The 23,452-nt window shown below is 68.3% G+C and carries 16 protein-coding genes; 7 read left to right on the top strand and 9 right to left on the bottom strand.

Annotated features, from left to right (window positions below):
• Positions 1–11 precede the first annotated feature (11 nt).
• The gene (locus ACZ7SW_RS13595; RefSeq protein WP_470230700.1) at positions 12–5,351 is read right to left on the bottom strand and encodes an RHS repeat-associated core domain-containing protein; all 5,340 of its coding nucleotides are present in this window, start codon (positions 5,349–5,351) and stop codon (positions 12–14) included.
• Positions 5,352–5,663: 312 nt separating this feature from the next.
• On the opposite strand from ACZ7SW_RS13595, the gene ACZ7SW_RS13600 reads away from it, so the two are divergent.
• Positions 5,664–6,191: a GNAT family N-acetyltransferase gene (locus ACZ7SW_RS13600; protein ID WP_470230701.1), complete on the top strand. Its 528-nt coding sequence runs from the start codon at positions 5,664–5,666 to the stop codon at positions 6,189–6,191.
• A 672-nt stretch (positions 6,192–6,863) separates the two neighbouring features.
• On the opposite strand, the gene ACZ7SW_RS13605 is transcribed toward ACZ7SW_RS13600, so the two are convergent.
• Entirely contained in the window at positions 6,864–7,496 is a 633-nt protein-coding gene (locus tag ACZ7SW_RS13605; protein ID WP_470230702.1) for a TetR/AcrR family transcriptional regulator, read from the bottom strand.
• A gap of 32 nt (positions 7,497–7,528) precedes the next feature.
• Here ACZ7SW_RS13605 and ACZ7SW_RS13610 point away from each other — a divergent pair, with 32 nt between their 5' ends.
• From ACZ7SW_RS13610 to ACZ7SW_RS13625, 4 genes are all read left to right on the top strand, one after another.
• A complete protein-coding gene (locus ACZ7SW_RS13610; protein WP_470230703.1) occupies positions 7,529–8,752 on the top strand; it encodes an erythromycin esterase family protein in 1,224 nt (407 codons plus the stop codon).
• 251 nt (positions 8,753–9,003) lie between these two features.
• Positions 9,004–9,936, top strand: a complete 933-nt coding sequence (locus ACZ7SW_RS13615; protein WP_470230704.1) for a S8 family peptidase — start codon at positions 9,004–9,006, stop codon at positions 9,934–9,936.
• Positions 9,937–10,078: 142 nt separating this feature from the next.
• Positions 10,079–13,456, top strand: a complete 3,378-nt coding sequence (locus tag ACZ7SW_RS13620; RefSeq protein WP_470230705.1) for a pyruvate carboxylase — start codon at positions 10,079–10,081, stop codon at positions 13,454–13,456.
• Positions 13,457–13,575: 119 nt separating this feature from the next.
• Positions 13,576–14,373 (top strand): arginase family protein, encoded by a 798-nt coding sequence (locus ACZ7SW_RS13625; RefSeq protein WP_470230706.1) that lies wholly within the window; start codon positions 13,576–13,578, stop codon positions 14,371–14,373.
• A gap of 144 nt (positions 14,374–14,517) precedes the next feature.
• Here the strand turns inward: ACZ7SW_RS13625 and ACZ7SW_RS13630 are convergent, their stop codons facing one another.
• Both ACZ7SW_RS13630 and ACZ7SW_RS13635 read right to left on the bottom strand, forming a co-directional pair.
• A complete protein-coding gene (locus tag ACZ7SW_RS13630; RefSeq protein WP_470230707.1) occupies positions 14,518–14,904 on the bottom strand; it encodes a GntR family transcriptional regulator in 387 nt (128 codons plus the stop codon).
• Positions 14,905–15,630, bottom strand: coding sequence for a hypothetical protein (locus ACZ7SW_RS13635; protein WP_470230708.1), 726 nt, complete (start codon positions 15,628–15,630; stop codon positions 14,905–14,907). It abuts the gene before it with no gap.
• Between the two features lie 350 nt (positions 15,631–15,980).
• Here ACZ7SW_RS13635 and ACZ7SW_RS13640 point away from each other — a divergent pair, with 350 nt between their 5' ends.
• Complete coding sequence (locus ACZ7SW_RS13640; protein ID WP_470230709.1) at positions 15,981–17,279, top strand: PucR family transcriptional regulator; 1,299 nt, start codon at positions 15,981–15,983, stop codon at positions 17,277–17,279.
• Between the two features lie 111 nt (positions 17,280–17,390).
• Here the strand turns inward: ACZ7SW_RS13640 and ACZ7SW_RS13645 are convergent, their stop codons facing one another.
• Positions 17,391–17,822, bottom strand: coding sequence for a hypothetical protein (locus tag ACZ7SW_RS13645; protein ID WP_470230710.1), 432 nt, complete (start codon positions 17,820–17,822; stop codon positions 17,391–17,393).
• Between the two features lie 333 nt (positions 17,823–18,155).
• Positions 18,156–19,613 carry a DUF6801 domain-containing protein gene (locus tag ACZ7SW_RS13650; protein WP_470230711.1) on the bottom strand — a complete coding sequence of 486 codons (1,458 nt, stop codon included), beginning with the start codon at positions 19,611–19,613 and terminating at the stop codon, positions 18,156–18,158.
• A gap of 245 nt (positions 19,614–19,858) precedes the next feature.
• On the opposite strand from ACZ7SW_RS13650, the gene ACZ7SW_RS13655 reads away from it, so the two are divergent.
• Positions 19,859–20,887, top strand: coding sequence for an RCC1 domain-containing protein (locus tag ACZ7SW_RS13655; protein ID WP_470230712.1), 1,029 nt, complete (start codon positions 19,859–19,861; stop codon positions 20,885–20,887).
• Between the two features lie 331 nt (positions 20,888–21,218).
• Here ACZ7SW_RS13655 and ACZ7SW_RS13660 read toward each other — a convergent pair whose 3' ends face one another.
• From ACZ7SW_RS13660 to ACZ7SW_RS13670, 3 genes are all read right to left on the bottom strand, one after another.
• Positions 21,219–21,830 (bottom strand): DUF6801 domain-containing protein, encoded by a 612-nt coding sequence (locus ACZ7SW_RS13660; protein WP_470230713.1) that lies wholly within the window; start codon positions 21,828–21,830, stop codon positions 21,219–21,221.
• A gap of 330 nt (positions 21,831–22,160) precedes the next feature.
• Positions 22,161–22,796: a hypothetical protein gene (locus tag ACZ7SW_RS13665; protein WP_470230714.1), complete on the bottom strand. Its 636-nt coding sequence runs from the start codon at positions 22,794–22,796 to the stop codon at positions 22,161–22,163.
• A gap of 34 nt (positions 22,797–22,830) precedes the next feature.
• A complete protein-coding gene (locus tag ACZ7SW_RS13670) occupies positions 22,831–23,301 on the bottom strand; it encodes a hypothetical protein (protein ID WP_470230715.1) in 471 nt (156 codons plus the stop codon).
• Positions 23,302–23,452: the final 151 nt, after the last annotated feature.

Here is a 23,452-nt window from a genome sequence, read left to right on the forward strand (position 1 = left end):
GGCGTCAGGCGTCAGGCGTCGTAGATGTCGTCGTCGGAGTCGTAGCCGTGGTTCCTGCCGCTGCCGCTGCGTCCACCGCCGTAGCCGCCGCTGTATCCACCGCTGCCGTAGCTTCCGCTGTATCCGCCGCCATGGCTGCTGGAGCCGCCGCCGTAGCCGCCACCGCTATATCCACCGCCGTGGCTGCTGGAACCACCACCGTAGCTGCCGCCGCCGCTGTAGCCGCCGCCGTGGCTGCTGTAGCCACCGCCGCTGTAGCTTCCGCTGTAGCCACCGCCGCTGTAGCTGCCGCTGTATCCGCCGCCGTGGCTGCTGGAGCCGCCGCCGTAGCCGCCACCGCTATATCCACCGCCGTGGCTGCTGGAACCACCACCGTAGCTGCCGCCGCCGCTGTACCCACCGCTGCCGCCGCTGTATCCGCCGCCGTGGCTGCTGTATCCACCGCTGGAGCCACCGCCGTAGCTGCCGCCGTGGCTGCTGTATCCGCCGCTGCCGTAGCTGCCGCTGTATCCGCCGCCGTGGCTGCTGGAGCCGCCGCCGTAGCCGCCGCCGTGTCCGCCGGAGGGCCTGCTCGGCTTCGGAGGCGCCAGCTTCCAGTCGGCGTCCGGGTTGCCGACGTAGCCGGGATGGTTCGGGTCCCAGTAGACGCGATTGCCGCGCTTCGGGTTCGGGGCGTCGAATCTGGGTTCCTGGGATCCGCTCGCGGCGGACGCTTTCTTCGGCTCGAGGTGCTTGAAGATCCTGACGTCGGAGTTGTGCGCGAAGTTCTGGTCGGGCGTCTGGTGGATGCCCGTCCGGTTGAAATGGGTTCCGGCCGACGGGTTGTGGCCCATCACGACATTGCTGTGACCCCGGACGATCCCGGTGGGATTGCCCAGGTAGTCGTGCGTCTGGTAGCGCCGCTTCGGGTCCATGTACCACTTCGTGTCGTCACCGCGCTTGCGGAACTTCGGCGGCGGCGAAACCGCGTTCCGCTCGAACAGCGGCCGCATCTTGGAGTGCTGGTGCGACAGGTTCTTGTAGCCGTAGTGCTCGCGCCTGCGCGCCCCGGCCGCGATCGTGGGCGGTCCCTCCTGGTAGACCCGGCCGCCGGGGGAACGCATCCGCCGTTCCCCGTTCGGGCCGGGGCTGGGCGAGCGGGTGCGGCCCCGGCCGCGCTGGGAGCCGCCGGAGCCCTGCCCGCTTCCGGAGCCTCGGGGGGTGTTGCAGGAGCCCCCGACGAGGCCGAGCGGGTCGACCGAGACGTGCGGGTTGCTGACGTAGGCGTGCGGGTCCAGTCCGCCGCCGAGACCGAGCGGGTCCGGGCTGAGGTACCGGGCGAGCACCGGGTCGTAGTACCGGTGGAAGTTGTAGTGCAGCCCGGTTTCCTCGTCGAAGTACTGGCCCTGGAATCGGAGCGGCGTCCCCTCGCCGCCGGACTCGTCGACCACGACGCCGAACAGGCTGCTGCGGGCCTGCCAGGCGATTTCGCCGCGATCGTCGATCAGTTCGGTCGGCGTGCCGGACGGTTCGGCGACGATGGCGAAGAACTGCTCGTCGATCCGGTCCTGGCTGGCGCGGTCCGCGGAACCGGTGCGCCGGCGCTGCAGCAGCGGCACGAAGGTGCCCGGTTCGTAGTCCCAGACCGTGGTTTCGGCGGCGCCGGGGCCGGAACGGGTCGCCTCGGCCAGGGTTTCGCCGTCCCACGCGAAGTCGACGCGTTCGAGCGACGTCGTTCCGTCCGCGGCGAAGTGTTCCTTGCCGATCCGGCGGCCCAGCGGGTCGTAGGTGTAGCGCCACGTCGTGCCGTCCGGGACCTCGACCGCGACGAGCCGGTTCAGCGGACCCCAGGTGTAGGTCCAGGTCCGCCCGTCCTCGTGCTGGCGGGTGCGCATCCGGCCGGCCTGGTCGTAGGTGTAGCGGGCGCCGCCCGCCTCGGTGATCACCGACGCGGGTCCGGACCGCCTGCCGCGCCGGTCCTCTTCTTCGGGAGCCGGCCAGTCGGCGTCGACGAGCCGTCCGGTCGGGTCGTAGGCGTACTGCTCGTTCCAGCCCTTGGCGCGCACCGAGATCACCCGGCCGCGGACGTCCATGGCGAGCCAGCGCGATCCGGCCGACCCGTCGTCGATCCGGGCGGGCAGGCCGTCGGGCCGGTAGTGGTACTGCCGGTCCTGGCCCAGTTCGCCGGTCGCCGACCGCACCGCCTGCCTGGCGAGCCGTCCCCCCGGGTTCCAGCTGCGGGCGATCGCCGCGCCCTGGCCGAACGTGCGGAGGGTTTCGCGGCCGGCCCGGTCGTACTCGAACCGGGTGGTCCGGCCCGCGGCGCGCATCGCGGCCGGGACGCCGGCTTCGCTGTATTCCCAGGCGCTTTCCGCCCCGGACGGCGTCTGCCGCCGGATCTGGTTGCCCGAGGCGTCGAATTCGGAGCGGACGGTCCGCCCGTTGACCGTTTCGCCGACGATCCGGCTCGCCGCGTCCCTGGTGTACTCGATGCGGGTCGTCCCGTCGTCGAGGGCGATGAGTTCGCCGAGGACGTCGTACTCGAAGCGGGTGCGCAGAGTCCCGGACGGTCCTTCGACGATCTCTTCGACGATGTTGCCGCGGACGTCGCGGCGCAGGGTGACGACCTCGCCTTCCTCGTTGCGGATTTCGGTCAGTTCCCCGGCGGCGTTGTAGCCGTAGACGGAGGAAGCCCCGCCGAAATCGGTCTCGCGGGCGAGGTTGCCCGCCAGGTCGTACTCGTAGCGCCAGACCTGGCCCTGCTCGTTGGTCACCGCGGTGAGCCGCAGTTCGGTGTCGTAGGCGTATTCGAGCCGGGTGCCGTCCGGCCGGATCTCGGCCGAGACCAGGTCGAAGTGGGTCACCTCCTGCTGGGTGATCGCCGAGGAGGCGTCGGCGTGCAGGCGGTTGTTGCCTTCGCCGTCGTAGCGCCATTCCTCCAGCGATCCGTCCGGCCGGCGGTGCCAGGCGAGCGCGCCGTCGACGGTGTAGCCGAATTCCTCGGCCGCGCCGTTCGGATCGACGATGCCGGCGAGCCTGCCGAAGCAGTCGTAGGTGTAGGCCGTCGTCGCGCCGTGGGAGCCGGTGATCGTGATCGGGTTGCCGGAGTCGTCGGACACCACGGTCAGCGTCAAGCCGTTCGGGTCGCGGACCGTCGCGACGTGTCCCCACTCGTCGTAGGTGTAGTCGGTGGCCCCGCCGCCCGGTTCCACGACGCGGGTCAGATTGCCGCGATCGTCGTATTCCCACCGGGTTTCGACGCCCGGCGCCTCGACCATGCGGACCGCCTGGCCGAAGTCGTTGCGCTCGATGGTCAGTTCGGTGCCGTCCGGCCGCTGGAGGGCGACCAGGTTGTTCATCTCGTCGTAGCGGTAGGCCCGCTGCCTGCCCAGTTCGTCGGTTTCGCGGACCAGCCGGTCCAGTGCGTCCCATTCGTAGGCGCGCGTCGCGCCCGCCGGGTCGACCTCGCGCACGACCCTGCCGGTTTCGTTCAGGTGGAAGGCGCTGCGGCGGCCCAGCGAGTCGACGACGTGGGTGACCCGGTCGCCGTATTCCATGGTGACGGTGAGGCAGTCGCCGGAGCCTTCGGTGCGCACGACCCGGCCCTCGCGGTCGTAGTGGAAGCGGTACCACTCGCCGTTGCGGTCCGTCCACTCGACGATCCGGCCCATGGTGTCGTAGGCGTAGCGGAACGGGAGACCGGATTCGTTCGTGATCTCGGTCAGGTCGCCGTTCGTGTAGCCGTAGCGGACCAGGGGCACCTCGGTCCCGTCCCCGGTTACGGTGGACAGCCCGGTCACGAGCCCGTTTTCCGCGGTGATCCGGATGATCTGGCCGCCGCTGTGCCGGATCGCGGTCGGCGTGCCGTGCTGGTCGCGCTGGAAGTGGATGTGCTCCTCGCCGCGGTTGCTGATCGATCGGATCGGCCGGACCGTGCCGGTGCCGCGTTCGAAGGTCAGGACCCGCTCGCGTTCGCGGTCCTCGAGGACGAATCCGCCGCCGGGTTCCTCGGCCAGGTACCGCGCGGGCCCGTGCTCTGCCGCGACCCACTGGTCGCCGACGGGCCGGGGGAAGACCTGGACGATCCCGTCCGAACCGGCGAACCACACCTGGTCGCGGTACACCTCGACCCGCTCGTCCAATGTGGACACCCAGGCGGAGCCGAGCCAGCCGCCCGCGCGGAACGACGAGAAGTGCGAGCGCTCGAAGACCATCGGCAGCGAACTGAGGAAGGTCGCGTCGATCTCGGTCAGCACCATCTGGCCGCTCGCGACGTCGATCGGGTCGCCAGTGGTGCAGATGTTGTCGAGGGTGCGCGGATTCTCGCCCTGTTTGTCCAGCGAGCGGACGGTGTCGCTGTTGCCCCTGGGCTTGTCGGACGACGAACTGGCCGACGTCGACGTGTGGCCGTCCTGGCCGCCGCCCGGATGCTCGCCGCCGTGGTTGCCGCCGCCGTCCGGGCTGCCGCTCTTGTGGGTGTTCCCGGTGTCGCCGCGGTGCCCGCCGCCGCCTTCCGCGCCGGAGGTGTGCGTGCCGTCGTCACCACCGGGGTGGGACCTGGTGCCGCCCTCGGATTTGACGTTGAGGTCCTTGGGCGTGTGTGTCGGGGCCGATTTGCCGCCCTTGAGCCCCTTCAGCGCCTTGCCCGCGTCGCCGAACAGCGTCCCGGCCTTCTTCAGCAGCGGGATCAGCGCCTTGAGCGCCTTGACCAGCTTCGTCGTCACCTGCGTGATCTTCGAAGCGGTCTTCGCCACCGCCGACACGACCTGCGGCACCACCCAGGCCATCCCGATCCCGAGCGTGAACAGCACCTGCAACGCCCAGGAGATCAGGTGCCCGACCAGATCCGCGATAGTGTCCCGCACCAGCGACCGGACCGCCGCCACGATCTCGCCCGCGGTCTTGACGCCGCTGGCCGCGCCCTCGCTGCCCTTCTGCGCACTGGCGATCAGCGCGGAGGTGTCTTCCGCCTTTTTGCGGTAGGTGTCGGCCGCTTCGCCTTGCCAGTCCTGGAGATCCTTCTTGACCAGCTCGGTCAGCTCGGCCGAAACGCTCTCGAGTTCTTTGGCGACGTTCGTCCAGGTCTCGGCCTGGGACTTGATCTCGTCGGCCTTGCCGGTGAGCGCGTCGAGCGCCTCCTTCAGCGGCCCGACATGCTCCATCAACCAGCCGACCCCCGCGGCGAAGATCGCGCCGAACGGATCCATCACCGCGGTGAGCACGTCGAGCGCGGTCCCCACCGCCCCGATCGCGACGGCCGCCCAGTTCTTGCTCTCGATCGCGGTCTTGAGTCCGGTCGCGTCCTCCAGCAGAGGAATCCCGGACATCGCGGTCGTGGAGTCCTTCACCGGCGCGATCAACGGGTTGGTCATCGGTTGTCCCATTTCCTGGTACGCACGGGCATGACGAACGAGCGGAGCCTGATCCGCCAATCTGTCGAGGCTATCGGCTGGGCGACCGGGGTGCCGCCGGGGAGCGGCGGTGATGCCTGAACTCCCGGAACCCTTGCCCGAACACACTCGCTTGTTCTGGGCCCGCCTGCTCACTGGTCGTTTTTCGGTGACTTTGCCCGGCTCCGCATCCGCTGACTGTCCTTTGTGGTCACTCAGCTAAACCGCATGCGGGCCCGCTGTCTTCTGTGCTGAACTGCCCGCGGCCGATGATCGCCAGCCGCTGGAGGAATGGTGCCCGAACTCGTGATCCGCCCCGCGACCCCGGAGGACGCGTCCGGCATCGCCGCCGTCCACGTAGCTTCCTGGCAAGCGGCCTACGCGGGTTTGCTGCCGGACGAGTTCCTGTCCGGCCTGTCGATCGAAACGCGGGAAAAGTTCTGGGCTTCGAGCCTGGCGGACACCTCCCGGCCACACACCGTCCTGGCGGCGAGCGCTGCCGAGACGATCACCGGTTTCGCGGTCTTCGGTCCCAGCCGAGACGACGATGCGACCCCGCGGACCGGCGAACTGTCGTCGCTCTACCTCCTGCCGTCAGAGTGGGGCCAGGGGATGGGCCGAGCGCTGCACGAGGCGTGCGTACGCGGCCTGTCGGCTCAGTTCGAGACGGCGACGCTGTGGGTGCTGTCGACGAACACGCGGGCTCGGAAGTTCTACGAACGGGCTGGGTGGGTCATGGATGGAAAGACCAAGGTGGAGACGATGTCCGACGGGGCGGTGACCTTGGAGGAGGTTCGGTACCGGGTGTCGTTGGGGAGTTAGGCTTCGTGGCTTTGCTCAGACTCTCCTCGCCGTCGCCGACTTGCTGCCACGTCGGCAGCCGTCAACCGGCGCTCGCTGCGTCGGCTGGTGGCAGACGGCCCGAGCCCTGCTCCCGCCATTGTCGCCAAAACGATCGCGGACCCGCAGGTTGCCGCTGAGCGGCGGCTATCTGCTCAACCCGGCCCCAGCGGTGCATTCGCCGATTGGCGGCGAGAGCCAGCTCATTTGCCAGGTTTCTCATCGTCGCCGTTTGGCGGCGAATACCCGGTCAGCTCCTCTCCACTGTCACCGTTTGGCGACGGATGCCGAAGCCAGCCCGTCTGCCAGCTTCGCTCGGGCGTCGTCTTTCCGTAGCGAGCGCCGAGCCGACCCGCCTGGCACTCCCGCATCGCCCGTTGCCGTTTGGCGGCGAATGCCGAGCAGCCCGTCTGCGCCCTCGCGCCACCGTCGCCGTTTCGCGGTGAGTGCCGAGCCGACCCGCCTGGCACTCCCACATCGCCCGTTGCCGTTTGGCGGCGAATGCCAAGCAGTCCCTCTGCGCCCCCACCCTACCCGTAGCCGTTTCGCGGCGATTGCCAAACCAGCCCACCTACCAACCCCGCTCCACTCGTAGCCCCCTCACTCCACCCGTAGCCGTTTCCGGGCAAAAGGCCTCCTCACCCCAGCCAGGAATCAACCCCCGTCGCCCCTCCCCGGCAACCGCCTGCCCAGCACCCCCGCCCGAGCCGCCGCGGCCCCCGCCTCCGCCGCGACCTCGGCTGTCTCCTCCGACACCGGTTCCCGCGACACGAACAACCGGTAGAACACCGGCCCGCACACCGTTCGCGTCACCTCGTCCGGATCGGTGTCGGCTGGCACCTCTCCGCGCGCCACCGCCCGCTCCACGATCACCGCCGCCCGGGCGTGCCGGTCCTGGTAGAACTCGCGCACCGCCTCGGCCGCCCGTTCCGAGTGGAATGCCGCCAGCACCGCGGCCGTCGGCAGCTCGCGTTGCCCCGGAGAGGTCAACGCGAGCACCACGTCCAACGCCATTTGCCGCAAATCGGCAACAAGCGAACCGGTGTCCGCCGGAGCCCACGGTTCGTCTCTGCCGAACCTCAACGCGGCCGCGACCAGTCCTTCGCACGACTCCCATCGCCGATAAACCGTCGTCTTGTGCACGCCTGATCGTTCGGCGACGGCCTCGACCGTCAGATCGGTGAACCCGACCTCCGCCAGCAGATCGAGGGTTGCCCGCAAAACGGCGACGCGCGTGCGTTCCGTGCGCCCGCCCGGCCGGCTGGACCCCGGTAACTCGGTTGCCAATCGCTACCCCTGTTGCATTAGTGTCCCCCAGTATGACACCGCTGAGCACCCGTTCGCCGCTGGACGGCGACGTCGCCTCGATCACCGATCTGATCGGCGACGCGCGCATCGTCGCGATCGGCGAGAACAACCACCACATCCGCGAGTTCGGCGAACTCCGCGCCCGGTTGCTCCGCCGGCTCGTCGAGGACCACGGGTTCACTGTGCTCGGGTTCGAATCGGGATTCGCCGAGGGCGACCTGGTGCAGCAGTGGCTGAGCGGCGGCGCCGGCACCGTCGCCGATGTCGGGCGAGAAGGATTCACCTTCTCCCTCGGCGATTCGGCCGAGGTGCACGAAATGCTGACCTGGATGCGCAGCCGCGGCGGCGTCCGTTTCTCCGGCCTCGACTTGCCCAGTTCGAGCGGTTCGCCGCAACCGGCGTTGCAGGTTGTCCGCGCTTTCGTGGAGGAAGTCGATCCGGAGGTGCTTCCGCTGGTTGACGCCGCGATCGCCGCGTCCGAGCCATACTCCGCGGTCAGCAGCGCGGTCGCGCCTGGCCGTTATGCGGCAACGGCCGCAGCGGACCGGGACGCGGCGACGGCTGCGTTGACGACTCTCGTGGCGCACCTTCGTTCCCTGTCGCCAGTTTATCGGCAACGGAGCGAGTCGGCCCGGTACGCGATCGCCGAGCATCACGCGGTCGGCGCGCTTCGTGTCGACACGTACCTGCGCGAACTCAGCGCGATGATGGCGGGAACAGCACCGTCGCTCCAGGGGTCGTCTCGCGACACGTACATGGCCGCAACCGTGAAGCTGCTTCGCCAGCTGTACGGCGAAGGCGAGAAGATCGTGGTGATGGTCCACAACGGACATCTGCAGCGAGTGCCTTTCGCCGCCTTGCCGACCATGACGTTCCCTTCCGCTGGCACGCACCTCGCCGCGGAGTTCGGCGACGACTACTTCGCTCTCGGCCTGACCGCGGGCACCGGCATGACCACCGGTCTCGAGCCAGACGAGACCGAGCGTCTCGGGTTCCGGGTCTATGAGCAGGAGTTGGAGCCACCGGTCGAGGGCAGCGTCGAAGCGGCTTTGGCTGGCGCGGATCCGTGTGTGGTCGATTTGCGGCAAGACCGAGCGCAGGGACTGACCGGACCGTCGAGCCTGCGGCACGCGCACATGTTCACGAAGGTCGACGTCGCGCAAGCCTTCGACGCGCTGGTCTATCTGCCGACGATGTCGGTGAGCGCGCACGTCCCGGCCGCGAAGCAGAAGTAGCTGTCGATCGGCCGACGGCTCGCCACTTAGTGGCGAAACCTTCGGGCGGTCAACGTTTGGCCATCCACCGGCGAAACCTGTCGGCTGGCCAACAGTTGGTCGCGCAGCGGCGAAACATCGGTAGGTGCGGTTCATCGTCCCCCTAGCTGTTCGCTTACTAGTGCGTCCGGGCGGGCGGACACTGGACGGGGACCAGCCCATCGTGTGACGTCGAGTTGCCGCTCGGTGGCGACCGGGATACGACCGCAGGCATGCGGAACCGAGCGGCTCGTGGCCTTTTTTCGGCAACACTGACATTCCTGCTGGTCGGCGGCGTGCAACCGGCCGCGCTGGCGGCGAGCGGGACTCAGGCCAATCCGCCGAGCTGGGCGCTCGACCGGATCGACCAGCGCACCGGCCTCGATCAGAAGTACCACTACGACTCGGACGGCTCCGGCGTCACGGTCTACGTGATCGACAGCGGTGTCGACGCCAAACACCCGGATCTGCAGGGACGGGTCGTGCCTGGCAAGGATTTCCTCACCACCGGTGCCGACACGTCGGACACCAACGGCCACGGCACCCGAGTCGCGGGAATCGTTGCGGGACACAGCTACGGCGTCGCCAAAGGCGCTCAGATCTTTCCGGTCCGGGTGCTCGACAAGGCCGGCGGCGGCGCGACCGACACGATCATCGCCGGCCTGAACTGGGTCGCCCAGAACGCACACCAGCCGGCGGTCGCGGTGCTGGGCATCGGCGGAGTGCCGAACGAGCAGCTCGACAACGCGGTCAAGGGCGTCGCCGCGGTGATGCCGATCGTGGTTCCGGCGGGGGAGGGCAGCACCGACGCCAGCCAGACCTCGCCCGCCCGAGTTCCCGACGCACTCACCGTGGGCGCGACTGACGTCCAGGACCAGGTCGCGCCCTTCTCGAACTTCGGCACGTCCCTCGACCTGTACGCGCCGGGCGTCGACATCCCCGCGCCGATCGCGGGCACCGCCGACGTCGGGACCTTGTCCGGCACCTCGATGGCAGCCGCGGTGACCGCCGGAGCGGTGACCCTCTACCGGTCCGCGCACCCCGATGCCGCGCCCAATGCGGTCAGCGAAGCAATTGTGCAGGACGCAACGCAGAACGTGGTCAAGAATGCGCCCTCCGGAACTGCGAATCGGCTGTTGTGCACACTGCCTGCGGGAACGCCCTGACGGTTGCGGCTCGGCGCCTCGGCCATCATCATGCATGCAGGTCGGCGTGCATGATGTCCATCACCTGGACTACGGCTCCCGCACCGCGGGACGAACCGGGTAACGTGCCTTCGATACCGATCCGAAAAGGGAAGGACCGGGCATGTTCCGCAAAGTGCTGGTGGCCAATCGCGGCGAAATCGCGATCCGGGCGTTCCGCGCAGGCTACGAACTGGGCGCGGGCACAGTGGCTGTGTTCCCGCACGAAGACCGCAACTCTCTGCACCGGCTGAAGGCCGACGAGGCCTACGAGATCGGCGAACCGGGCCATCCGGTCCGCGCGTATCTCTCGGTCGAGGAGATCGTCAAGGCCGCCAAGAAGGCGGGGGCGGACGCGGTCTATCCGGGCTATGGCTTCCTGTCGGAGAACCCCGACCTGGCCAGGGCCTGCGAAGAAGCGGGGATCACCTTCGTCGGCCCGAGCGCCGATATCCTCGAACTGACCGGCAACAAGGCGCGCGCGGTCAAGGCGGCGCGCGAGGCCGGTGTTCCGGTGCTCGGTTCGTCGCAGCCGTCCAGCAACGTCGACGAACTGGTCGCGGCGGCCGACGAACTCGGCTTCCCGGTGTTCGTCAAGGCGGTCGCCGGTGGCGGCGGGCGAGGCATGCGCCGCGTCGAGGACCCGGCTTTGCTGCGCGAGTCGATCGAGGCCGCCGCGCGCGAGGCCGAGTCCGCGTTCGGCGACCCGACCGTGTTCCTGGAGAAGGCCGTGGTCGAACCGCGGCACATCGAGGTCCAGATCCTCGCCGACGGCGAGGGCAACGTGATCCATCTCTTCGAGCGCGACTGTTCCGTGCAGCGTCGCCACCAGAAGGTCGTCGAGCTGGCCCCCGCGCCGAACCTCGACCCCGAACTGCGCGACCGCATCTGCGCCGATGCCGTGAAATTCGCCCGGCAGATCGGCTACCGCAACGCGGGCACGGTCGAATTCCTGCTGGACCGCCAGGGCAAGCACGTGTTCATCGAGATGAACCCGCGCATCCAGGTCGAGCACACGGTCACCGAAGAGGTCACCGACGTCGACCTCGTCCAATCCCAGCTGCGGATCGCTTCCGGGGAAACTCTCGACGACCTCGGCCTGTCGCAGGACAAGATCTACCTGCGCGGCGCGGCGCTCCAGTGCCGCATCACGACCGAGGACCCGGCCAACGGTTTCCGCCCGGACATCGGCATGATCAGCGCCTACCGCTCGCCCGGCGGTTCGGGCATCCGGCTCGACGGCGGAACCGCTTTCTCCGGCACCGAGATCAGCGCCCACTTCGACTCGCTTCTGGTGAAGCTCACCTGCCGCGGCCGCGATTTCCGCACCGCGGTCGGCCGGGCCCGCCGCGCGGTCGCCGAGTTCCGTATCCGCGGAGTGGCGACGAACATCCCGTTCCTCCAGGCGGTGCTGGACGACCCGGACTTCCGCGCGGGCAACGTCACCACGTCGTTCATCGAGGAACGGCCGCATCTGCTGACCGCACGCCACTCCGCCGACCGCGGCACGCGCTTGCTCACCTACCTCGCCGACCAAACGGTGAATCGTCCGAACGGCGAGCGTCCCCGCACTCCCGAGGCCGCGGCGAAGCTGCCGAAACTGCCCGCGGACCTCACTCCTCCGGACGGCTCCAAGCAGCGGCTGACCGAACTCGGCCCGGAGGGATTCGCGCGCTGGCTGCGGGAAACGCCGCAGCTCGGCGTCACTGACACCACCTTCCGCGACGCACATCAGTCGCTGCTCGCGACGCGCGTCCGGACGAAGGATCTGCTCGCCGTCGCCCCGGTCGTCGCCGCGACTGTGCCGCAGCTGCTGTCCCTGGAGTGCTGGGGCGGCGCGACCTACGACGTCGCGCTGCGCTTCCTCGCCGAGGATCCGTGGGAACGGCTGGAGCGGCTGCGCAAAGCCGTGCCGAACATCTGCCTGCAGATGCTTCTGCGCGGCCGAAACACCGTGGGTTACACGCCTTATCCGACCGAGGTCACCACGGCCTTCGTCGAAGAGGCCACCGCGACCGGCATCGACATCTTCCGCATCTTCGACGCGCTCAACGACGTCGAGCAGATGCGGCCGGCCATCGAAGCCGTCCGCGCCACCGGCACCGCGGTCGCCGAGGTCGCGCTCTGCTACACCTCCGATCTGTCCGACCCGAACGAAAAGCTCTACACGCTCGACTACTACCTCAAGCTCGCCGAGCAGATCGTCGGTGCCGGGGCGCACATCCTGGCTATCAAGGACATGGCCGGCCTGCTCCGCGCGCCGGCCGCGGCCCGGCTGGTGACCGCACTGCGCAAGGAATTCGACCTTCCGGTGCACATCCACACGCACGACACCGCCGGCGGTCAGCTCGCCACCTACCTGGCCGCCATCCAGGCCGGTGCCGATGCCGTGGACGGTGCCGTGTCGTCGATGGCGGGCACCACGTCGCAGCCGTCGCTCGGGTCGATCGTCGCGGCGACCGACCACTCGGACCGCAGCACCGGCCTCGACCTGCACGCGATCGGCGACCTGGAACCGTACTGGGAGAGCGTCCGCAAGATCTACGCTCCGTTCGAGGCTGGGCTCGCCTCGCCCACTGGACGCGTCTACGACCACGAGATCCCCGGCGGTCAGCTTTCCAACCTGCGCACGCAGGCGATCGCGCTGGGCCTCGGCGACCGGTTCGAGGACATCGAGGCCATGTACGCCGCGGCGGACAAGATCCTCGGCCACCTCGTGAAGGTCACGCCTTCGTCCAAAGTGGTCGGCGACCTCGCGCTGCACCTCGTCGGAGCGGGCGTTTCCCCGGCGGACTTCGAGGCGGAGCCGAACAAGTTCGACATCCCCGACTCGGTGATCGGGTTCCTGCGCGGCGAACTGGGCGACCCGCCCGGAGGCTGGCCGGAACCGTTCCGCACCAAGGCGCTCGAAGGCCGTTCGGCGGCCAAACCGGTCGCCGAACTATCCGAAGAGGACCACAAGGAACTCGCCGACAACCGCCGCGGCGCGTTGAACCGGCTGCTGTTCCCCGGGCCCACCAAGGAATTCCTCGCGCACCGCGACGCGTACGGCGACACCAGCGTGCTCCCGAGCAAGGACTTCTTCTACGGTCTGCGCCCGGGCGAGGAGTACTCGGTGGACCTCGAACCCGGCGTCCGGCTGCTCATCGAGCTGGAAGCCATCGGCGAGGCCGACGAACGCGGCATGCGGACCGTCATGTCCACGCTGAACGGCCAGCTGCGGCCGATCCAGATCCGCGACCGTTCCATCGCCTCGGACATCCCGGCCACCGAAAAGGCCGAGAAGGGCAACCCGAAGCAGATCGCCGCGCCGTTCGCGGGCGTGGTGACGCTGCAGGTGGCCGAGGGCGACCAGGTGGCGGCCGGAGCGACCGTGGCGACGATCGAGGCCATGAAGATGGAAGCGTCGATCACCGCTTCGGCGGCGGGCAAAGTCGGTCGGCTGGCAATCACCTCCGTTCAGCAGGTCGAGGGCGGAGACCTTCTCATCGTGCTCGAATAACCCGCTCTCGCGCCACTTTTTGCCGCACGAGGGGTCCCCTCGCTCCAAAACGGAGCGAGGGGACCCCTCGCACCATTTGCGGCTCGCCTTTTCCGGGGTGTTCGCGCTAGCGTCGATGCATGCTGATCAACGCGGTGCCGCAATGGCAGGGCGCGCTCAGCCCCGGGGCAAGGGGGCTGATCGAGGGCTGCCGCGCACTTTCCGAACTGGCCGGGCACGTGCTCGGCAAGCCGGTGCACCACGTGCGCCAGGACGTAGCGACGTCCGACGTCGTGACCGGGATAGCCAACCGGGCCGTGCTCACGGGCACGAACCGGCAGTTGCAGCTCGCTGCGCTCGAAGCACCAGTTGGCCCGGTGCTGACGATCGGCGGCGACTGCGGCGTCGAGCTGGTCCCGATCGGCGTCGCGCGTTTCCGTTACGGCGCAACGCTTGGCGTCGCGTGGTTCGACGCGCACGCGGACTTGAACACGGCGGAGTCTTCACCCTCGGGCGCCTACCATGGCATGGTGCTGCGGTCGCTGCTCGGCGAGGGCGACAAGGATTTCGCCGCGAGCCCGGCGCTCGAACGGGGGCGGGCGGTGCTGTTCGGCACCCGTTCGCTCGATTCCGCGGAAGAAGAAGCGATTGCCGACGGTCTCGCGGTGCGCTCCGACGACGTCGCCGGAGCGCTGAACGCCGCGGGAGCCGACCGCGTTTATCTGCATGTGGATTTGGACATTCTCGATCCCGAAGAGTTCCCCGGAGTGAATTATCCGGAGCCCGGCGGGCTCACAATTGCCGAATTGGCCGAAGCAATCGAAGGACTTTCCGGAATGGACGTTATCGGAGCGGGCATCACGGAATGCGCCGGCACGGAAGTCGCCGCGCTGGAACCCGTGCTGGCCGCGGTGGGGAGGGTGCTGATGGAGGGCTGAACCTCCGCATCGAGGCGGGACGATCCGCGCCTCGTCCGGTGAGTGGACCACGGGAACGCACGGGCACTAAGGAGGTGCGCCCAAGACCGTGCGGAAGACGGTTCACAGAACGGCGAAACCGCGCCGGCCGGACGAGAGCCCGATTCACCGCGACGGTGCGTCCAGACTCGCCAAAGCCACACGCACGGCGTCGACGGCTTCCTCCGGCGCGACCCCGAGTTCCCGGCTGTGCCGGGCGTATTCGGCGGCCGCGTTGCGAAGCAGCGTGCCCGGATCCGGCCGGTCGGCCGGGCCGGTCACGACGGTTCCGCGCGCTCGTGCGGTGGTGACCCAGCCGGCGGCCTCGAGCTCGCGATACACGCGGGCGACGGTCCCGGAGGCGAGCCCGAGGTCCCTCGAAAGCTGACGGATCGGCGGCAGACGGGCGTCCCTGGCGAGGGAGCCGGTCGTGATCGCGCGGACTATCTGGTCGTGCACCTGACGCCAGGGCGGGACTCCGCTTTCGGTGTCGACCACTACTCGCAGCGGCATTTACCGCGCTGCCGTGGTTGTCGCGCGCTGCTTCGGCGGCGGGCCGACGATCGCGAGGAACGCGGCGACGGTGAACACGAACGCGAGGAACGAGGTGAGGTCTCCGACCGTCCAGCCGAGCGTGGCAGCCGTTCCGGTGCCAAGCCCCAGAGCGACGCGGGCGCTGCGAACGCGCAGTGCCAGGTCGACCTCGGGGTCGCCGGCGGCCGGACGCCGCACCGCTAGGAGCACGATGATCCACGACACCGCGGCCGCGCCGACGGTCACCGCCAGCGGACCCCATTGCCGCAAAACGGCGAGATGCACGACGGCGGCGACGGTGGCCAGACCGGAGACGATGACCGTCCACAACGGAGCGAAATCGAGCACGCCGCGAGGTGCGAGTACGGCTTCCCTGCGGGGTTCCCGCGAGGGGCGCTGCGCGAGGATTTCGGCGGCGAGTCCGCCGAGCAGCACCACGAGCACCAGCGAGCTCGCGTTCCGTTCGCCGACGAGATCCGTCGCGCCCGGGATGAGCGGGAGGCTGAGGAACAGCCAGGGATACCAGAATCGCCGACGGCGCAGGTAGCGCACGGCCACCGACACCTGGTCGGCGGCCGGGTTCCGCACGCCCCATTTCGCGAGCAGCCGAGCGCCTTGCTTCTCGCCCGGCCACAACGCGACGAGGATGATCAGCCCGAACAGGCCGGTGATGCCCGCGACGGCGATCGCCGAGTCGAGTTGCATCGTGGACCCCTCCCTCTTGTATCAAGTATATGTTACAAGAGGGCAGGTGGTGCTGCCGGGTGACGCTCTGTGGTCGTTTTCGTTGCCCGCTGGGTCACCGCTGAAGGCAGGCACCCAGGTTCGTCCGTTCGTACGCACGGCGTGGCGCGCCTGGTGGTGTGTTGTCGCGATGTGCCGTTGTGACCTCGTGAACTTGTCACAAAGGTGACAAGAAATCGGTTTCTTCGGGGATTCGTGACACATTTGGCGTTGGTTTTTCGATGTGTCGGGTGTCACCCCTCAACGGATGCGGGGGCTTCCGGCGGCGCTGTGGCGCAGCCGGGGAACCGGGGCGGAGCGAAGGAGCTGCGATGTCGGTGGAGCGGGGACTCGATCACGCTGTGCCGCCGGCCGCGCTGCCGCGCAAACTCGCCGAGATCCTGCGGCCCGAGCTGGCGAGTCTGTCCGCCGAGATCGTCGACGAAATCCGCGCGACGATCCCCGCCTACGCGCGGCCGCTCGACGGTCCGTACGGGAGATCGATCCGTGCGGGCGTCGAGTATGCGATCACGTTGTTCGTCGCGCAGATCGCCGACCCGCGGGCGTCGAAGGAGCAGTCGCACGAGGTGCATCACCGCCTCGGGCAGAACGAGATGCGGGAAGGGCGGAGCCTCGACACCCTGCAGTCGGCCTATCGGGTGGGCGCGCGCGTGTCGTGGCGCCGGATCATGCGCGTCGGACGGCGGGCTGGTCTTTCGTCGGCAGTGATGTCGCAGCTGGCTGATGCCATGTTGGCGTTTATGGACGAATTGGCGTCTGTCGCGCTGGATGGCTACTTGGAGGCGAAAGCCCGCACCGCCGGCGCATTGGACACTTGGCGGCGACGGCTGCTCGGCGTCTTGCTGGAGGTACCGGCCGCTCCGCCGAAGGCGATTGCGGAGCTGGCGCAGCTCACTGGTTGGGCCGTGCCGGAACAGGCGTCGCCGATTGCCGTCCATTCGCCGCTAAACGGCAGGGCCCGCCGGCACGCGACGTTGGATTCGGACGTCCTGGCGGAGCTGGACTCCGCGGAGCCGTGCATCGTCGTACCCGGCGCGGTCAATGGTGCCCGGCTGGCGACTCTCCAGGCAGCGCTGCCGAATTGCCGACTGTCCGTTGGGCCGTGTGTGCCGCTCGCCAGTCTCGCCGATTCCCTGCGCTGGGCACGCCGGACGCTGGTTCTCGCCGATAGGGGGCGAATCCCTGGTGAACGGGTGCTCCGTGCGGAGGAACACCTCGCTGCCTTGCTGGTTCATTCGGATGGTGCGCTGACCGAGCTCCTCCGGGCCCGGCTTTTCGCCCCCCTGGCGGACATGACCGACAAGCAGCAGGACCGTCTGCTCGAAACGCTGCGCGCCTGGCTCGACAGCCAGGCGAACGTGGTCGAGATCGCCGAGCGTCTGCAAGTCCATCCGCAGACGGTGCGGTACCGCATGCGCCAATTGCAGGCGACGTTCGGCGAGCTGTTGCGCGATCCGGCCGCGCGGTTCGAAATGGAACTCGTCTTGCGTGCGGCTGCGGACGACCAGCCACGTTCGGGACTGCCTTGGCCGCCGCATCTCACCGGGACGAACGTGGTGCCGGCCACCCGTCGTCCTACTTCGCTCGAGGGCTCGCCCAGTCGCCGCTGAATGGCGAATCCGCCGTGGCCTGCGTGGGGACCGGAGAGCCGTGTGCCGCGGGTGCCGATGCTCGTTGGCTGCCTGCGGCGGTCGGCCATCCCCGCGACGTCCCTTCGCGGCTTACGAGATCGTCATGTTCGGAGAAAAGTTGGGTACTTCGCTTGTCGGGTTGCACTGTGTGAGGAGGTCTTGCCAGCCGGAATTTCGGTAGTAAGTCTGGAGGCGAAAGGTAAAGTTCTCGATGTTGGAAATGTTTCCTGTGGTCGAGAACGAAACGCTTCCTGGACTGTCGGTGGCGGTGCAGGAGACGGCCGACGATGCCGTCGACCCGATCGGCAGCGCGATGGGATCGTTTCCCTTGCCTGCCGAGGTAGTGGTTTCAGGGATCGTGAACCCGGTGACAGAAGGCGGCGACAGCGAGCCTGCGGAGGCCGATAGCGGCAGGTCGAAGGTGTCTCCGTCCGCGGGGCCTCGTAATTTGTCGATTCCTGCGGCTTGGAGGATTGCGCTAACGAATCCGGTAAGGGTGAAGGTTCCGCCGAACTCCCTCAACGCGACGGTGTCTCCCCGTCCGGTGGAAGCTGGTCCCGTGAACGGCACTGAGCAGGCAAGACAGCTGCACCGGGTGATTCGCTCCGAGCGTGTACGTCGTTCCCCCGGAGGCCGAGGCCGGTTGGGATCCAGCCAGTATTGCGGCACCGAGCGCCGACCCGGTTGCTGTCGCGCATAATTTTCCGATTGAGGATCGCGCAGGTTTTAGGTCCTTCACCAATGTTGCGCCGTGGCTGTGCGTGCTTGGCCGGGATCGTCATGGCCTGTGATCGCGCATCGCATTCCGGTGCTTTGCGGGGCGTCGCAGGTTCCGGCAGCCGGTGCGGTGTTCGTTCAGCCAGGAGGCGGTGTGCTGGGGATGGGCTTGCACTTGGTGTGATCCGGATAGTCCTTCGCGGGGCACGAGCCGAAGTTGACGTTGACCACCTTGGCCTGGTTGACGTTCGTCGTGGTCGAGGCCATGCCGGTGAGCAGCGGGCTGAGCGGTTCGGCAGTGCCGCAGTGGACGAATGGCGGCAGGGCGAAACCGCGGTAATCGGGGTCGGGCGAATTCGGGTTCGTGCTGAGGATGCCGCCCTTCAAGGCGCTGTACGCGCCGGACAGACTGAGGGAGATCGGCTTGGCGGTGACGCAGTCCGGGCCTAGGTCCAGCGGCACGCCGTTGATTCTCGCGTTGCTCATCCGGGCCATGACCTGGATGTGGGTGGTCAGGAAATCGCCGGCGAGGACGAGTTTTCCGGTGAATTCGATCAGCTTCGAGTTGTGGTAGTCGACGGGCAGGAACTCGACGGTGGCGGTCACCGGCACGAAGCCGAAGCCGAGGAATGTCGCGTCGACCGGACGGAAGCCGACGTTTCCGCTGATCGTGCTCGGGTCGTGCTGGAGGTAGTCGGGCGGGATCAGCAGCACCGTCCACGTTCCGTTGAGCACCCCGGTCCGGGCGCTGGCGACGGTCGCGCCCAGCCGGTAGATGGATGAACTCGCGGCGACCTGGACGTAGTCGAGCGGGGTGATGAGAGGGTAGGGAGGGTCGTCCTGCGGTGAAGCCGCGTCGCGGTGGGCTGAGGGCGGCGGTGGCGGCGCGATGCTCGGCTTGTCCGGTTTCGGGACGGTGGTGGGCGCTCCGGTGGCGAGGACCGACGCGAGGGTCGTGGTCTGGCCCGGGAGAAGGGTGCAGGTGACCGGTGCGGCCTCGGCAGCGCCGTCGGCAGCCGGTTTCACCGCGATGGCCGGGGCTCCGACGTCGAAGCTGACCTTGCCGGGGACGGTGATCGCCTGTTCCGGCAGATCCGCGGTCGCGGTGAGCTTGACGTCGCCAGCCGGCGGCAACGGGGTCGCGTCGATCGTGAAGGGCGTGGGGATCGCGGTGCTCTTGTCGCCTTGATGTGCGGTGAGGTCGAGGGTCAGGCCGCCTCGGATGCTGTCCGGGGACACAGGGGCCAGCTGGGTGGCGACGGCGCGGGGGAGCGTGAAAGACGCGGTCAGGGAACGGAATTTCAGCGCAGACCCGACCTGCACTGTCGCGGGCACGGTCGCGGAGGCGGTGAGGGTGATCTGCTGGGAGCCCGCGGGGGCGGCGAACGGGCAATCGAGGACGATGTCCTTGCTGACCTTCTGTTCGCCGGCCGACAACGGAGGCGGGGCGGCGGGGGTGGGTGTCTCGGTCGAGGCGGAGCTGACGCCGGTGAGCGCACCAGTGCCGATCGACAGTGCGCCGAGGACTGCGAGGGCGGTGAAAGCCGCCCGGCGGCCTGGGCGGCGGAGGACGGAGCGCCCGCGTGCTTCCGGCATCATGCGCCTCCTCGCCCGGGCGGTGTCGGGAAATGGGTTCCGAGCGAAGTTACCGGTGAGTTTCGCCAGTGCGCAAGCATGGGTGGCCGACGGTGGTTTTCCGTTGCCAGGAAAGGGTTTTCTTATGTTCGGTAGCTAGTTCGGGGCCGGTTTTTCATCGGATTCTGACAAAGAATTCGCGCCTTCCCCGAAGGGGCCGCGGGGCTGGGAACATCTCTGCGGGAAGTTCGGAGGAAGGAGCTGCGATGGCGGCCGGACGCCGGAGATGGGGCAAGGTCGCGACGGCGGTCGCCGCCGTCGTCGTGGTGGGGGCAGGGACCTCGTCGAGCGGTCCGACAGTCGCGACGCACGTGCCGCAGCCGACGCCTCTGAAGGCGGCGGGGACGCAGACGGGCAGTGCGGCCGGCGCGGCGAACATCCCGCAATTGACGGCCGCGGGCGGGCTTTACCAGTGGGGGACGCAAAAACCGCCGGCGCCCATGCCGCCGGTCCTGACCTCGGGTCTGTCCGCGGTTTCGGCCGGGGGAGAGTTCGCGATGGCGCTCAAGAACGGTGCCGTGCTCGCCTGGGGCGACAACAACTTCGGCGAAAGCGAGGTGCCTGCGGAACTGTCGTCCGGCACCGCGCAGATCGCCGCCGGCTGGACGCACGGCCTTGGGCTCAAGAACGGCAAGGTGTACGCGTGGGGGAACGATTGGTACGGCCAGACTGAGCTTCCGGCGTCGGTGTCCAGCGGGGTCACGGCGATTTCCGCCAGTGCGGTGCACAGTCTCGCGTTGCTGGCGAACGGCCGGGTGGTGAGCTGGGGGAGCCGGTCCGACGTGCCGGATTTCGCGCAGTCCGGCGTCAGCGCGATCTCGGCGGGCGGGGATTACAGCCTCGTGCTGAAGAACGGTTCCGTGTTTGCCTGGGGGAGCAACACTTTCGGCCAGTCGACGGTCCCCGCGGCGGCGCAGTCCGGGGTGACGGCGATTTCGGCCGGGTATGAGCACGGTCTCGCGCTGAAAGACGGCGGAGTGATCGCCTGGGGGCACGATAACGACGGCCAGGTGGACGTGCCCGCCGCGGCCAAGAGCGGGGTCGTCGCCATCGACGCGGGGTGGAACCACAACCTGGTGGTCAAGGCGGACGGGTCGATGGTCCTCTGGGGCAACAACACCTACAGCCAGGCGACGGTGCCGAAGCCCCCGGTGTGCGGGCCGGTCACCGGTGCGTCGGCGGGTTACGAGTTCAACCTGGTGATCACGGATCTGTCGATCCGCTGCCGTCGTTGAAGTGGCGGCCAGGCGGTGAACGATGCTCGGGCGGGTCGCGTTTCTGGCCTGCTGGAACGAAGTCGCGACTGCTTGTGTCGCGTCGAGCCGGTTCTCTGACGCTGAGCAGAGCCGGTTTCTGGGGTGCTGCTCGGGTTCGTATTGAGCCGCCTCTCGTTCGCTGTGTCGGGGGATCGTTGCCTGCTGTCTGAAGAAGGTTGCTTCACGGGGTCTGGATGGAAGCGGTTCTCCGGTGCCCGAACGGGTTTCGTGACTGGCAGCACTTTCACCGGCGGAGCCTGGAAACGGCAACGGAGGGGCGGCATTCGGCCGCCCCTCCGTCGCGAATGGGTCAGGAAATGGTGCCCGAGGGGCTGAAGCTGGTGCCCGACGGAGCGCTGCACTGCATGGTCCAAGGAGTCCAGCTGCCGTCCGACGCCTTGTGGAACTCCAGTTGCGCGGAGAGGCCCGTGTCGAGGCCGAACGTCACCGTGCCGGGGCTGCTCGGCGCGGTGTAGGTCGGGATCGACGAGGTCGACGTCTGCGCGATGTTCACCGTGATCGGGCCGCCCGCCGGGTAGATCTGCTCCGGGATCTGCAGGCCGGAGGCGTCCGACGGGGAGAGCGAACCGTTGTCGACGGTGATCGGGACGTCGGCGGTGCCGCGGATCCCGTCGTAACCCGCGGCGGTGAGCAGCGCGTGGACCAGCGCGGAGATGGTCGCGGTGCCGGACACGTTGGTGGGGGTCGTGGTGCCGTTCACGGGGATCGTGTCCGGGCCGTTGAACTGCGCGGTGACCGCCACGTTCTGTGCCGGGATGGCCGGGAACGTGCAGCTGTAGGTCGCGGGGCCGGCCTGGTAGGTCGCGGTGGCGGCCGAGGCCGTGCCCGCGGTCAGGACCGCGATCGCGCCTACGGCGACACCGGTCACCACGCCCGTGGACAGTTTGCTGAGCCGGGGCATACCATTCTCCTTAGATCGGACTGCAGTTTTCGCGGCGATCCTGCGCAGTGGGGACGGAGGTTTCCGCGGATTCCGTTCCGGGACATTCGCCGGGAACGGGGATCGGCTCGGTAGGGAATCCCGGCCGCGAGCCCAAGGTTACCCGTGAGTTCAGTCGGCAACAACCCTGGTCCGCGCCTGGTTCGCGGGCCGGCAACTGGACCGATTCTTTTGTCAGCGGCGGCGTAAACAGTATCGGCGTTTCGTGCGAGTGTGACAATTCCCGGAAGATCAGGTATGCGAAAAAGGGGCACCGGAACAGTTTCCGGTGCCCCTTTTTCCTGGTGTTGATCAGTTCTTGGAGGTCAGGGTGAGGGAGATCGTGTTGTCCGGTCCGGACACCAGTGCGCCGAGTGCGAGATCGGCGATGAAGCAGTTCTTGAAGTCTGGAATGGTGTAATTGCCGGTGAGGTTGATCGGCTTGGTGATGTCGACGTTCGCCGCGCTCAGGGTCAGGTCGATCGGCTTGACGGTGGTGCAGCTTCCGGGCACGGTCGGCACCGGGAAGACCGGCACGATCGGGCCCGCCCAGATGTCGCTGATCTCCATGTTCGCTGTTTCGTGGGTGGTGAGGGTGCCGTTCGCGAGGCTGCCGGTCGCGGGCGCGGTCGGGGTGACGGTGACCGTCGCCTTGATCTTGAAACCGCCGGCGAGCAGTGAAATATGCGCGGTGGACGGCGGCAATTGCAGGTTGGCGTTGAGGCCGACGGCTCCGGTTTGGTCGTCGACCAGGAGATTTCCGGCGAGAGTTCCGGGGCCGAGGTCGAGCGTGCTGCCGGTCTTCTTCACGACCGTGCTGCCCGTTACCGAGTAAGAGATCGGAATGGGTATTTCGGTCGCCGACGCAGGAACGGCGGAGGCGAGGCTGACCGCGGTCACGGCGGCCGCTGCGAGCACGCCGATTCGGGCGATCCGGGAAATGGGCATGACGGTACTCCTTCGGCGGTGAGGAAACAGAATTTCATCGGGGTGCGAGATCGGTGACGTACCAGTTTCCGTCAATTCGCTGAGCGGTGACGGACAGTTGTGCGGCAGCCGTCTCCGGGGTGGCGGAATTCCCCCTCGCGGCGGATTGGTCCAGGAAAACGAGCAACTGTGCGTGGTCTTCGGCGAGCTGCTGGACGGAGGTGGCGGAGACTCGGGAGGTGAGGGTCAGCCGTTGTTGCGGGGCCATGGTGCGGACCTGGGCGAAGAGTTTCTCGTAGGAATCGCGGGCGTGGCCGCGGAGCAGGGTCGCGGCGGCGTTCTCGGTGACGTCGGTTTTGTCGTAGGTGTAGGAGAAGATCTTGTTGAGGGTGAGGCTGATGGCGGAGGTGACTTCGGCGGTGGCGGGTTGATCGGTCAGCGCGTGGTTGGAGGCGGCGGCGGACGCGGAGGTGGAGCGGGCTTCGACGGTGCACCAGACGCCGGCGGCGGTGAGGAGGGCGGTCAAGGTCAGGAGGAGTGCGGGGAGGCGGCGGGCGTTGGCGGGGGTGGAGGTGGTCGCGGATTGCTCGGGGGTTGAGCCGATGGATTCCGTGGCGGTGGGCGGGGGCGGGGTTGTGTTGGCTGGCGGAGTGGCTGCGGCAGTGGACGGGTACTGG

This window comes from Amycolatopsis sp. NPDC114484, from assembly GCF_055633755.1.

Excerpts from the sequence above, each read along its gene's own strand:
- ACZ7SW_RS13620 (WP_470230705.1), top strand. The coding sequence starts at position 10,079 with ATGTTCCGCAAAGTGCTGGTGGCCAATCGCGGCGAAATCGCGATCCGG.
- ACZ7SW_RS13615 (WP_470230704.1), top strand. The coding sequence starts at position 9,004 with ATGCGGAACCGAGCGGCTCGTGGCCTTTTTTCGGCAACACTGACATTC.
- ACZ7SW_RS13595 (WP_470230700.1), bottom strand. The coding sequence starts at position 5,351 with ATGACCAACCCGTTGATCGCGCCGGTGAAGGACTCCACGACCGCGATG.
- ACZ7SW_RS13635 (WP_470230708.1), bottom strand. The coding sequence starts at position 15,630 with ATGCAACTCGACTCGGCGATCGCCGTCGCGGGCATCACCGGCCTGTTC.
- ACZ7SW_RS13655 (WP_470230712.1), top strand. The coding sequence starts at position 19,859 with ATGGCGGCCGGACGCCGGAGATGGGGCAAGGTCGCGACGGCGGTCGCC.
- ACZ7SW_RS13640 (WP_470230709.1), top strand. The coding sequence starts at position 15,981 with ATGTCGGTGGAGCGGGGACTCGATCACGCTGTGCCGCCGGCCGCGCTG.
- ACZ7SW_RS13630 (WP_470230707.1), bottom strand. The coding sequence starts at position 14,904 with ATGCCGCTGCGAGTAGTGGTCGACACCGAAAGCGGAGTCCCGCCCTGG.
- ACZ7SW_RS13625 (WP_470230706.1), top strand. The coding sequence starts at position 13,576 with ATGCTGATCAACGCGGTGCCGCAATGGCAGGGCGCGCTCAGCCCCGGG.
- ACZ7SW_RS13660 (WP_470230713.1), bottom strand. The coding sequence starts at position 21,830 with ATGCCCCGGCTCAGCAAACTGTCCACGGGCGTGGTGACCGGTGTCGCC.
- ACZ7SW_RS13665 (WP_470230714.1), bottom strand. The coding sequence starts at position 22,796 with ATGCCCATTTCCCGGATCGCCCGAATCGGCGTGCTCGCAGCGGCCGCC.
- ACZ7SW_RS13650 (WP_470230711.1), bottom strand. The coding sequence starts at position 19,613 with ATGCCGGAAGCACGCGGGCGCTCCGTCCTCCGCCGCCCAGGCCGCCGG.
- ACZ7SW_RS13610 (WP_470230703.1), top strand. The coding sequence starts at position 7,529 with ATGACACCGCTGAGCACCCGTTCGCCGCTGGACGGCGACGTCGCCTCG.